This is a genomic window from Prevotella sp. CAG:255 (assembly GCF_000431195.1).
Classification (GTDB): Bacteria; Bacteroidota; Bacteroidia; order Bacteroidales; family Bacteroidaceae; genus Prevotella; species Prevotella rara.
In genome coordinates this window covers 1-12,129 of sequence record NZ_HF986755.1, presented here as the reverse complement: position 1 = coordinate 12,129, position 12,129 = coordinate 1, and the positions used below count along the sequence as shown (strand labels likewise).

Genomic DNA, 12,129 nt, shown 5'->3' with positions numbered 1-12,129 from the left:
GAGCAAAGTTATAGAATTATTTTGTATGGCAGACGACTTCTGCAAATTTTTTGATGCTATGACGGCAAAATATACGCTTAAACCAAGCGCAAAGCACAAATACCACCGTGATTCCACCATGTCCAAGGCAGAAATCATGCTTATCATGATACTTTTCCATGACTCAGGATACCGTTGTCTGAAGCATTTCTATCAGGAAAAAATCTGCAAACATATGCACCATTTCTTTCCAAAGGTCGTTTCTTACAACCGTTTTGTTGAATTGGAAAAAGACGTTGCCATCCCGCTGGCCATATTCATCAAGAAGGTTCTTTTGGGCAAATGTACAGGCATCAGTTTTGTTGACAGCACTCCTTTACGGGTATGCAAGAACCAAAGAATACATATTCATAAAACGTTCAAGGGAATAGCACAAAGAGGAAGATGCCCCATGGGGTGGTTTTTCGGATTCAAGCTGCATTTGATATGCAACGAACGTGGAGAACTTCTGAATTTTATGATTACGCCGAGGGATGTTGATGACCGTAAACCGCTTGAATATAAAGCCTTTGTAGAATTTATATATGGAAAGCTTGTCGGGGACAAGGAGTATATAGGAAAGAACCTGTTTCAGAGATTATTCGTTGATGGAATACAACTTATAACCAAGTTGAAGAGCAATATGAAAGGTGCACTGATGTCCGTTTCTGACAAACTGTTTCTCAGGAAACAAGCCATTATTGAGACCGTCAATGACGAACTCAAAAATATAGCACAAGTGGAACATTCAAGGCATAGGGCCTTTGATAATTTTATCGTTAACCTCTTGAGTGCAATTGCGGCATATTGCTGTTTTCCTAAGAAGCCATGTATCAATGTTACGAGAACTATTGACACACAGCTTGCATTATTCTAAATTCGTCGAACTCACGTTAATATAAAACAAAAATCCCGACCGAATCCTTATGACTGATTTGGGTTAAAAAACAAAAAACCTGCGCCAATCGAACAGAAACGGCATGGCGCAGGTTAAACGACAAGCATCTTCATGCTTGCAGCCCCTATAAAACTAACATCGGAATCAGACCGCTGTTAAACTGTTGTGGGCTTATGAAAAAACTAAGACATTTTCGGTCTTTTTCTCCAAACAGCCGTTACGTTTCAACGGCCAGGAGAGTTATCGCCGCACCGCCTACAGCAGATTTGCCCGCTGAAGGCTGCCGGCAATATTGTTTAGAACTCGAGCACGAGAGCCTGACGCGGAGTGAGCTTCAGGTCTTTATCAAGAGCCACGCTGCTGCCGGTCAGCACGTCGCGTGCCTGCTTTGTCTGTCCGATAACCTCGGCATAGCGCTTAACAGAGAGAGCGGCATCCTTGCGTGTGCCGTTGATAACGGTCATTACGGTCTTGCCGTTATACTGACGTGCAATGACATATACGCCCTTATAAGGTATAAACTGCTTCTGGCTGCCCTTGATTATCACGTCGTTGCCCTGACGCCAGTGGAGCAGATTGCTCAGCCATGTGAACATTGCGTTCTCTGCCTTTGTGCGTCCTTCAGCAGCAAAGGCATTGCGCTCGTCGCCCTTGAAACCGCCGGGGAAGTCCTTGCGCACGTTGCCGTCGGTAACTTCCTTTGTGCCGTTCATCAGGATTTCAGTGCCATAATAGAGCTGCGGTATGCGGTTTACGGTGAGCAGCAGTGCAAGAGCCTGCTTCAGTGCCGTTGTGTCCTTGCCGTTGCCGAGGAAGCGGTCGGTGTCGTGATTCTCAATGAAAGCCATGACGCTCGACGGGTTAGGATAAAGATAGTCGTAAACCAGACTGTTGTATATGCGGTTGTATCCGTTCCACCAGTCGTCTGTGTTCTCCTTCTTCGCCATGTTTATCTTGTCGTAGAAGCTGAAGTCCATCACCGTCTTCAGATAGCTGTTCTTCTTGGCTATCTTAGAGTCTTTCTGCCATGCGGCTGTATATGCCGGCTCGGTTACCCATGTCTCGCCTACAACGTTGAAGTTAGGATATTCCTCGTCGAGAGTCTTCATCCAAAGGGCCATGGCGTCGGCATCGGCATAAGGATAGGTGTCCATGCGTATGCCGTCGATGCCTACAGTCTCAATCCACCACTCGCTGTTCTGTATGAGATATTTAATGACGTGAGGATTTCTCTGGTTAAGGTCGGGCATTGAAGGAACGAACCATCCGTCAACGGTCTCATGCAGGTCAACGTCGCTTGCATATGGGTCAACCACAGGCGTAAGCTTATAGCTTGTCTGCAGGTAGAGGTCGTTAACCTTGCTGTCAGCCGAGCCGTTATCGTTCTTGCCTGACTTATCGGCTGCAGCGAGCCATTCGGGAGTGTTGAGCCAATCCTTTGAAGGCATGTCCTTTATCCATGGATGCTCAAAGCCACAATGGTTGAAAATCATGTCCATAACCACCTTAAGTCCCTTCTGGTGTGCCTCGTCTATGAGCCTGCGGTATTCTTCGTTGGTGCCAAAGCGCGGGTCTACTTTATAATAGTCGGTTGTGGCATAGCCGTGATATGAGCTTTGAGTGCCGTTGTCGGGCGAATCGTTCTCAAGCACGGGAGTGAACCACAGCGCAGTTACGCCAAGCTCGTTAAAATAGTCAAGGTGCTGACGTATGCCTTCAAGGTCGCCGCCGTGGCGCAGACTGGGCTGCGAACGGTCAACCTTATAGCTGTATTTCGTCTTCACGGTGTTGTTCTTACGACTGCCGTCGGCAAAGCGGTCGGGCATGAGCATATACAACACGTCGGCGTTGGTGAAGCCCATGCGCTTGTCGCCGCTCATCTCGCGGGCCTTCAGCTGATACTTCACTTTCTTTGTAGAACCGTTGTTCTTAAAGTTGAGCGTCATCGTTCCGGGCTGCGCTCCGTCAAGATTGAGATAAACTAAAAGATAATTGGGACTGTCGAGGCGCACAAGGCTGTCAACCTTTACGCCGGGATAATCTGTAGTAACGTCGGCTGTCCTGATGCCTTCACCATATACCATCAGCTGCAGCGACGGATTTTTCATGCCGACGAACCAGTCGGTAGGGTCAATGCGGTCTATCTTTACCGCTGCTTTCATTGTCATAATGCTGAGCAATAAGCTTAAGGATAAAACTAATCTGTTCATGATTACTTATTTGTTTTTTATTTCAGTCGTTCTGAAGTGTGGAGTCTGAAGTAAAGTCTGGCGCACTGTCAGTCGTGAATGATGAGTGCCGACTGCGCCGGAACGTTCACTTCGCTGCCGCTGACAATGCCGAGTCCGCTCTCGTTGATAACGCCGTTGCGGCAGACAACGGTGTAGCTGCCTTCAGGAACGGCTACGGTGCGTGCCTCCTTGGCAGAGTTGAGCACCACGATGATGTTCTTCCATGCGTCGCCTCCGGCATTGTCTTTCAGGCGGAAGGCCACGAGATTGTCCTGCACGGGCAGGAACTCAAGATGACGGCGCACCTTGTCGGCCGTGCCGAGGCGGAATGCCGGATGATTCTTGCGCAGCGAGATGAGCTTGCTGTAATAGTCCATCACCTGCGGATACTTCTCAAGGTTTGTCCAGTCGATGCGATTGATGCTGTCGGGCGAGTTAAAGCTGTTGTGCACGCCTTTCTTGTCGCGCAGCATCTCCTCGCCGCTCAGGATGAACGGCATGCCCTGCGATGTCATCACGGCAGTCTGTGCAAGCAGGTCGAGACGTATAAGCTCGTCCATGCCTATGCCCGGAATGCTTGTGCGCAGACGGTCAACGAGGCACATGTCGTCGTGGCAGCTCACATAGCTGAGCATCTGCACAGGCTCTGCAGCCCATGCTTCCTTGCTGTAGTTTACCTTTGTCATGTCTACCTGCGGATGGCTGATTGCTCCGGCTATGCCGAACTTTATGCTCTCCTCGTTGCCGGGAACAGCTGCCAGGAAAGCACCCTTGTGGTCATCGTTGAACGGACCGCGCATAGCGTCGCGCAGCTCGTCGCCAAAGGCAGATATGCCGGGCATGCTGCTCATGTTGGCCTTCATGGCCAGCTTGTCCTGCGGATAGGCACACGGACCTGCCGACCAGCCTTCGCCGTATATTATTGTGGCAGGATATTCCTTATTGAGAGCTGCACGTATCTGGTTCATCGTCTCTATGTCATGAACGCCCATGAGGTCGAAGCGGAAACCGTCGATGTGATATTCCTTAACCCAATACAGCACCGACTCTATCATAAACTTGCGCATGGCAGGGCGTTCGCTTGCCGTCTCGTTGCCGCAGCCCGAGCCGTCAGACCAGCGTCCGTCGGCTGTCTTGCGGTAGAAGTAGCCGGGATAGGTGCGCTCAAAGTTGCTTCCCTCTATGTTGAATGTGTGGTTGTAGACCACGTCGAGTATAACGCGTATGCCTGCCTTATGCAGAGCCTGCACCATCTGCTTAAACTCCTTAATGCGTGTTGCGGGCGTATAGGGGTCGGTCGAGTAAGAACCTTCGGGCACGTTGTAGTTCACCGGGTCGTAGCCCCAGTTATACTGAGGTTCATTGAGGCGTGTCTCGTCTACCGAAGCGTAGTCGAACGACGGCAATATGTGTACGGCATTTACGCCCAGTTTCTTCAGATGCTCTATAGCCTTAGGCTCTGTCAGCGCCAAAAACTTACCTTTATTCACAAGGCCCGACGAAGAGTCGACAGAGAAGTCGCGGTGGTGCATCTCATATACAATGAGGTCTGCCGGACTTACAACCGCGGTTATGCGGTCGGTGTCCCATCCTTCGGGATCAGTGGCAGACATGTCTATGATGGCTGCTCTCTGTCCGTTTACTCCCACTGCCTTGGCAAACACTCCGGCGCACTCTCCTGCCCCGGTGTCAAAGGTGTAGAACTTGCCTTTCAGGTCGCCTTTAAGCTCGGCAGAATATGTCTCGGCTGCCGTGCGCTTCATCTTAACGGTCTTCACCGGCTTGCCGCCCTGTCCGTCGTCGTATATGCGCAGCGTAACCTGCTTTGCATTATCGGGAGCAAAGAGCTGAAAACGGGTAAGCCCCGGAGTATAACAAGCCTCGCTGAAAGTCTGTGCACCGGCCTTTGGTGCCAGCAAGAAGGACAAGATGCCCATAACAAGAATCTTTTTAAATTTCATACTGTGGTATGCTTTATTGTTTTCTGGTATTTTTTTGTCGTTCATATAAAATATTACTACAGCAGGTATAACATCCTGTATGTCAGGGTATTATAAAAGGCCACCTTTCAGGCTCCAAAAGGTGGCCTTTTACATGCAGAAAGACGGCCTTTTGGAGCCTGAAAGGATGCCTTTTGGAAAACGTCAGGTTTTCTTTCCTCTCCGCATTTCTGTATTTTGTATTGTTATTGAGCAATGAGCGACACGGCAAAGCCTCCGCCGGGAGCTTCCTGCAGCTTGAGCACGTCGCCCTTCTTAACAATCTTGTGTGTTATCTCGTATGCCTTAGGATTCTTCTCATAGTGAGCGTCCTTGGCATCGGCATATATCGTGCAGTCATACTTGCGGCCCTTGTCGAGGAAGTCGAGCTTAACGACAGCCTTATGTCCGTTTTCGTCACACTTACCTCCGACAAACCAGTTGTCTGTTCCTTTAGCCTTGCGTGCAACGGTGATATAGTCGCCCGGCTCGGCCTCGAGATATTTTGAGTCGTCCCAGTCTACGGCAACGTCGCGTATGAACTGGAAGGCATCATAATACTTCATGTAGTTCTCGGGCAGGTCGGCAGCCATCTGCAGCGGACTGTACATAACGAGATAAAGCGACAGCTGGCCTACGAGCGTTGTGTGAACAAACGAAGTGTTCTCGCTCCATGTGTTGAGCTGAGTTTCAAGAATACCCGGAGTGTAGTCCATCGGACCTCCCTGAAGGCGTGTGAACGGCAGCACGACAGTGTGGTCGGGACGGCTTCCGCCGAACGCCTCATACTCTGTTCCGCGTGCGCTCTCGTTGCCCACGAGGTTAGGATATGTGCGGCAAAGACCTGTAGGGCGTGTTGCCTCGTGTGCGTTGACCATGATATGATGCTTTGCAGCCTCCTTTACGGCACGCAGATAGTGGTTGTTCATCAGCTGACCGTAGTGGTACTCGCCGCGCGGAATGATGTCGCCAACGTAGCCGCTCTTCACGGCGTCGTAGCCATACTTGTTCATCAGCTCATATGCTTTCTCCATCCAGCGCTCATAGTTCCATGCCGACGAAGATGTCTCATGGTGCATCATCAGCTTGACACCCTTAGAGTGGGCATACTCGTTGAGCATCTTGATATCGAAGTCAGGATAAGGCGTGATGAAGTCGAAGACGTCGAGCTTTGAGTGTCCGAACCAGTCTTCCCATCCTTCGTTCCATCCTTCAACCAGCACCTCGTCGAGTCCGTTGTCGGCAGCGAAGTCGATGTATTTCTTCACATTCTCGTTGTTGGCAGAGTGTGTGCCGTTGGGCTTGCACTTGCTGTAGTCGGTAATGCCGAGATGAACCGACGGAAGGTCGTTGGTGTAGCTCCATGTGCCGCGGCCAACAATCATGTCCCACCACACACCGCAGTATTTTATAGGACGTATCCAGCTTACGTCGTCGAGCGCGCAAGGTTCGTTGAGGTTGAGAATGAGGTTGGAAGAGAGCATGTCGCGTGCGTCGTCGCTCACGATAACCGTGCGCCACGGCGTGTTGAACGGGGTCTGTATATAGCCCTTGTAGCCCTGAGCGTCGGGTGTGAGCCACGACTCAAACACCATGTTCTTGTCGTCAAGGTTAAGGTGCATTGTGGCATAGTTTACGCAGGCTGCCTCATGAATGTTGATGTAAAGTCCGTCGTCGGTCTTCATCTGCAGCGATGTCTGCACGCCTGTCGGCGAGAATGTGGTCTGCGATGAGTTTGGTGTTATGGCACTCTTCATCAGTCCGCGTATCTCCGAGAGCTTCGACTCCACTGTCTCATACTCCTGCGTGTCGTAGTCGCCCGGTATCCAGAAGGCCTTGTGGTCGCCGGCCATGGCAAACTGTGTGTGCTCTTCCTTTATAACGAAATAGTTGAGCTCTTCCTGCTGCGGAAACTCGTAGCGCAGTCCCATTCCGTCGTCGTATACACGGAAACGGATAACGATGTTGCGCTTTGTTGACGGCTGGTTGAGCGTAACGGCGAGCTCATTGTAGTGGTTGCGTATTGTGGCAGTCTCGCCCCACACCGGCTTCCATGTCTCGTCGAATGTTGAAGTGTCAGTCTTGGCAACTACGAAACCGTCCATCAGGCTGGTTTCCTCCATGCCCTTGCTGGCGTGCTTTGTCTTGGCCAGCTCAAGTCCCAGATAACTCGGCTTTACGACAGCCCGTTTTTTGTAGCTAACTTCATAAACAGGTCGCCCGTTGTCGAGCGAGAACTTCACCGACACATTGCCGTTGGGAGATTTTACGGTCTGCGCCATTGCCAGCATCGGCAGAAGCATCAATGCAAATAAAATCTTACGCATATTAGTTAAGTTAATATTGAATATAGGTTAGAAATTCATGTCTGGCATAAAAGACGGCAGGCCTGACTGCCTGGCCTGCACGTCTTCAGTGTATCATGATGAAAGAATTACATACGTCCGCTCTCTTTGATAAGGTCGGTTATGTTCTGGTTATAGTCGTGTGCCTCCATGAGGTCTTCAATGCACATATGCATCCTGTAGCGCCAGTAGTGACGCGGATTGGAAGGTATGTTTATGCGCTCTGCATTGGCGTCGGCCAGGCGTATGCTCTCGTCTACAGCCAGCCAGTCCTGCACGGTCAGTATGCACAGCATTGACGGGCACAGCAAATGGCGTGATATGATGTCGCGTGCAAGCCATCCGGGCAGCGGATGAGGCGCAGCGCCATATTTCTGCAGCACGTTGTTATAGTAGTCTTGCGTGCGGCTCACATCCTCGTCCCACCACTGGCGCAGCGTCGGCGTGTCGTGGCTTGATATCGTGCACACCGAGCGGTAAGGATTGCGCGACAGCACACCGAAGCGCACGCTCGGATCTTTCGGCATCGACTGTAGCTCAAGACTGAGTATCTTAAGTTCGTTCATCACCCACTGAACACAGTCGGGCACCATGCCTAAGTCTTCGGCGCACACCAGCATGCGGGTGGCCTCAACCAGCTTGGGCAGCTTGTTCATCGCCTCGCGATACCAGAACTGGTTGTTGCGGCGATAATAGTAGTCGTTGTATATCTTGTTGAACAGGAACTTGTCGCTGTCGTAGAGCGATTCGTAGATGAAGTCAAACTGCACTGATATGCGCGGATGGAACTTATTGGGATCCCGATGGTCGCGCACAAAGAGCACGTCGCTTATCAGCGCATACAGGCCGTCGCGCAGGTCGGTGTCAGCCTTGTCGGTCTTGCCCTCAAAGGCAGCCTCAACCTTGCGCTGTGTGTCATATTCGGGCTTCATGCGGTAGCGGCCGTCGTGTGCAGGCTCAAGATAAGTGTCGCGCACCATTGCCGCCCTTTCGCCGAACATGCGGTCGAGCACCCAGTCGGTGATGAACGGTTCGGTGAACAGTTCTTCCTGGAAGTGCAGGCCATAGGCCTCAATCTCCTCGCGTGTCATTCCGAGTGCAGGCGAGAACTGGCCCAGCAGGCCGTGTACGGCATTGTAAGGTATCTCCCATATACGGAAGAAGCCGAGCACATGGTCTATGCGGTAGGCATCAAAGAATTTTGCCATGTTTGAGAAGCGGCGCACCCACCAGCGGCAGCCGTCCTTTATCATCTCGTCCCAGTTGTATGTCGGGAAGCCCCAGTTCTGACCGTTCACAGAGAAGTCATCTGGCGGAGCACCTGCCTGCCCGTTAAGGTTAAAGTAGCGCGGCTCCTGCCATACGTCGCAGCCATAGCGGTTTACGCCGATAGGAATGTCGCCCTTAAGTATCACGCCCTTTGAGCGTGCGTATTCATGGGCGTCAGCCATCTGTGAGTTAAGGATAAACTGCACAAAATAATAGTAAGCCACGTTCTTATATGCTGCATTGCGCTGAACAGAAAGGGCATGACGCTCGCCCTCGTCGAACGCATGATGGTCGGGCCACCTGCTGAAGTCTGCCGTGCCGTATTTGTCGCGCAGATAGCAATACTGTCCGTAAGGCACCAGCCACGATTCTGCCTCCTTAAAGAAAGCCTTAAACTCGGCCGAAGCCATCACAGTCTTGCCTTCCTGCTCATATATTATGCGCAGATATTCGTTCTTGGCGTTGTTCACGCGCTCATAGTCGATCTGCGGCAGGGCGTTGAGTTCCTGGCGCAGGGCCTCAAACCTTTCGCGTTCGGCCTTGTCGGCAATAGGCGGCAGGGCGTTGAGGTCGGCATACTGAGGATGCAGCGCGAAGATGCTTATGCAGCTGTAGGGATAAGAGTCGGTCCATGTGTGGGTGGTGGTTGAGTCGTTGATAGGCAGCACCTGCAGCACACGCTGCTGTGTCAGGGCAACCCAGTCTATCATCTTCTTCAGGTCGCCGAAGTCGCCCACGCCGAAGCTGCTCCTCGACCTTAGCGAGAACACCGGCACCTGGGTTCCGGCGCAGCGTATATTGTATATCGGGAAGAAAGCGTCGTCGAGTTCATACACCATGATGTCGTCCTTTTCCAGCACAGGCACATCGATGGTGCGGTTGAAGCGGTCTTCCCATAGTATCTCGGCAGTGTCGGCCACGTCGACGGCAACAAACTTAAACTCTATTGTCTTGCCTGAAATCTTCAGCGCATTGATGTCTGCCACCCACTCGTTGTAGTTGTGCTCATACATCTGCTGGCCCTTAAACACGTCCCATGTGCCCAGAGTAACCTCGTTGCCCACAAGCACAAGGCGCTCATGGCCGCGGAGCTGCGGGGCGCGCACCTTTATGCGCAGCGTAGCCACATGGTCTGAAGGCGGCAGAGCCGACAGACGGCGACGCTTTATGCAGTCGGTGAAGGCCGAACTGTAAAGATAAGAGTTGTCGGGTATGCCTATCCAGCGGTCGTAGGCAACGATGCGGCCGCCCTTTGCGGCGCCGAGTTCAAGCCTGTGGGGAGCCACGGTCCACTCCTTTCTCACAACATTGCTCTCGCCTCTCACCACGCTGTAGTAATAATCTATATATTCACCGGTCTTGGCGTCAAGTTTCAGACTGTAGGTCCACACCTTTCCGTCGGACGTGCTCATCCTGTATGGAGTAACAACGTCTGCCCCGTTCTCTCTGCCGTTGATGACATTCAACACGAGTTCTTCGCCAAAAGCCGTATTATAAGCTATGTTTAAAAGTATATTCATAGGTCACGAGTTATGGTTTTCATTGTAAAAGATACATAATGAAATCATGCCCTGCAGGCCACGCCATGGCCTTTGTTTCAAGACACGACTTATCTTACCTGCAAAGATAATAATAAAAAAAATAAATGATAATCTAAATTTATCTGTTATCTTTCAATTAATCATGCAATCGTTTACACAAACCTGTCTGCATGCCCACACCATGCTCTATTTCAAAGATTTACAAGAAGCGTAAATCCGTTGGGCATAACAGCTACATCTACGTTTTTCTTTTTCTCTCCGGTTATCAGGTCGCCAAGCCTGTAGCCGGCTTCGACAGACAGCACGCCAATGGCCGCACCAGCCACCACGTCGCCCCAGTGATGGCGGTTGCGTCTAACGCGGTCTACGGCAGTAACGGTGGCCACGGTAAATCCTGCCACGCTTATCCACGGACTCACCTTGCCAAACTCCTTATGCAGTATGGCGGCTCCGCAGAAGGCTATCGACGTGTGGCCCGACGGAAACGAATGGTCGTCGGTGCCGTCAGGGCGCGTAGAATGTATGGTGTGCTTCAGCGCATAGGTTACGCCGGCGTTGATGACAAACGACGTAGCCGAATTGACAAGCAGACGCTTCCACGAACTTTGGGCGTCAACCCCTGCTGCCTTGAGCACATAGGTTGATGCCAGCGGTACATACTGCAGATATTCGTCGATGCCGTCGCCATGATAGCGCTCATACTGCTGCTGTGCGTTGCAGGCCGATGACATAAAGACTGCAAAAACAATTATTATCAGTTTGCGTAGCATGGGTGCAAAGATAGTGAAAGGTGAGAGCAATACAAAATAAAATTTACTTTATTTTTATTGCCGAACCACATCCTATCTTATCAAGAGATAGTGAAAGGTGAGAGCAATACAAAATAAATTTACTTTATTTTTATTGCCAAACCGCATCCTATCTTAAGTATCAGGATCTGCGATCCGAAACTCATACTTATAAAGTATACATAGGAAGCAAGCGGATTGAGAATTAGCTTCGCTGACCGTTGGCTCCTTATACTTTATTACGGATTTTCACTATGCTCATCAACTTGCATAAATCCGCCGGAACAATAGCATTGTTGCCATATATCCGGCATAACGGATTTCCGGCAGGATGAGTAAATAATTTTGTCAGAATTTTGTGATTACGTCTATTATGCTTATCTTTGTGAACAGTGATAAAGATAATGATGAAAACTGCGATTTGCCTGGCTCTTCTTACGGCAACGCTGATATCCTGCAATGACAAAAAAGACCTAACCATATTTCCGGCAGGATGCGAGCTAAAGACGGGAGACATTGTGTTTCGCCGGGGAGGAGGCATAAGCAGTCATGCGGTGATGATGGCCGACAGAAACGGACGCTACTCGCATGTGGGCATAGTGGTCGACTCGGCCGGCAAAAAGATGATTGTACATGCCGTGCCGGACGAACCAGATTTTGAGGGAGACCCGGACAGGGTGAAGATGGAGACGCCCGAGAAATTCTTCTCACCGATAAACGCCAACGCCGGCGAGGTGAAAAGACTGAAGGGCGACACCATTACACCGCTGAAGGCAGCAGAATATGCCATGCAGACCTACCGCCGCAACACACTCTTTGATCACGACTATGACGACAGCGACACCACGAAGATGTACTGCTGCGAACTCGTGGAGTTTGCCTACGCCAAGGCAGGGCTGACGCTGGCCGGAACGGAGCGCCACGACATAAGTCTGCCGGGCATGAAAAAAATAAGGTGCATGCTGCCGTCTGACATCTGTAACAACAAGTCGCTAAAAAAGATTATTGCATTTTAAACCTATTATTCCTCATTTCCGCAACTCTTTTATCCTCTCATGAC

General features: G+C 50.8%; 7 protein-coding genes. 2 read left to right on the top strand and 5 right to left on the bottom strand.

The window, feature by feature from the left end; all coding sequences use genetic code 11:
• The coding region (locus QVO66_RS00065; protein WP_369678035.1) for an IS982 family transposase at window positions 1-895 on the top strand (895 nt) is incomplete at its 5' end.
• A 317-nt stretch (window positions 896-1,212) separates the two neighbouring features.
• On the opposite strand, the gene QVO66_RS00060 is transcribed toward QVO66_RS00065, so the two are convergent.
• The 5 genes from QVO66_RS00060 to QVO66_RS00040 all read right to left on the bottom strand — a co-directional run bounded on the left by QVO66_RS00060 (window position 1,213) and on the right by QVO66_RS00040 (window position 11,051).
• On the bottom strand, window positions 1,213-3,126 hold the full coding sequence (locus tag QVO66_RS00060) for an alpha-amylase family glycosyl hydrolase (protein ID WP_021853308.1): 1,914 nt from the start codon (window positions 3,124-3,126) through the stop codon (window positions 1,213-1,215).
• Window positions 3,127-3,194: 68 nt separating this feature from the next.
• Window positions 3,195-5,108, bottom strand: coding sequence for a type I pullulanase (gene pulA, locus QVO66_RS00055; RefSeq protein ID WP_021853307.1), 1,914 nt, complete (start codon window positions 5,106-5,108; stop codon window positions 3,195-3,197).
• A 224-nt stretch (window positions 5,109-5,332) separates the two neighbouring features.
• Window positions 5,333-7,453 (bottom strand): glycoside hydrolase family 97 protein, encoded by a 2,121-nt coding sequence (locus tag QVO66_RS00050; protein WP_021853306.1) that lies wholly within the window; start codon window positions 7,451-7,453, stop codon window positions 5,333-5,335.
• 107 nt (window positions 7,454-7,560) lie between these two features.
• On the bottom strand, window positions 7,561-10,260 hold the full coding sequence (locus tag QVO66_RS00045; RefSeq protein WP_021853305.1) for a 4-alpha-glucanotransferase: 2,700 nt from the start codon (window positions 10,258-10,260) through the stop codon (window positions 7,561-7,563).
• A 212-nt stretch (window positions 10,261-10,472) separates the two neighbouring features.
• A complete protein-coding gene (locus tag QVO66_RS00040) occupies window positions 10,473-11,051 on the bottom strand; it encodes a phosphatase PAP2 family protein (protein WP_053398948.1) in 579 nt (192 codons plus the stop codon).
• 422 nt (window positions 11,052-11,473) lie between these two features.
• Between QVO66_RS00040 and QVO66_RS00035 the strand changes: the two genes are divergently transcribed.
• A complete protein-coding gene (locus tag QVO66_RS00035; protein WP_288172386.1) occupies window positions 11,474-12,085 on the top strand; it encodes a YiiX/YebB-like N1pC/P60 family cysteine hydrolase in 612 nt (203 codons plus the stop codon).
• The last annotated feature ends 44 nt before the right edge of the window (window positions 12,086-12,129 follow it).

Excerpts from the sequence above, each read along its gene's own strand:
- QVO66_RS00060 (WP_021853308.1), bottom strand. The coding sequence starts at position 3,126 with ATGAACAGATTAGTTTTATCCTTAAGCTTATTGCTCAGCATTATGACA.
- pulA (WP_021853307.1), bottom strand. The coding sequence starts at position 5,108 with ATGAAATTTAAAAAGATTCTTGTTATGGGCATCTTGTCCTTCTTGCTG.
- QVO66_RS00050 (WP_021853306.1), bottom strand. The coding sequence starts at position 7,453 with ATGCGTAAGATTTTATTTGCATTGATGCTTCTGCCGATGCTGGCAATG.
- QVO66_RS00045 (WP_021853305.1), bottom strand. The coding sequence starts at position 10,260 with ATGAATATACTTTTAAACATAGCTTATAATACGGCTTTTGGCGAAGAA.
- QVO66_RS00040 (WP_053398948.1), bottom strand. The coding sequence starts at position 11,051 with ATGCTACGCAAACTGATAATAATTGTTTTTGCAGTCTTTATGTCATCG.
- QVO66_RS00035 (WP_288172386.1), top strand. The coding sequence starts at position 11,474 with ATGATGAAAACTGCGATTTGCCTGGCTCTTCTTACGGCAACGCTGATA.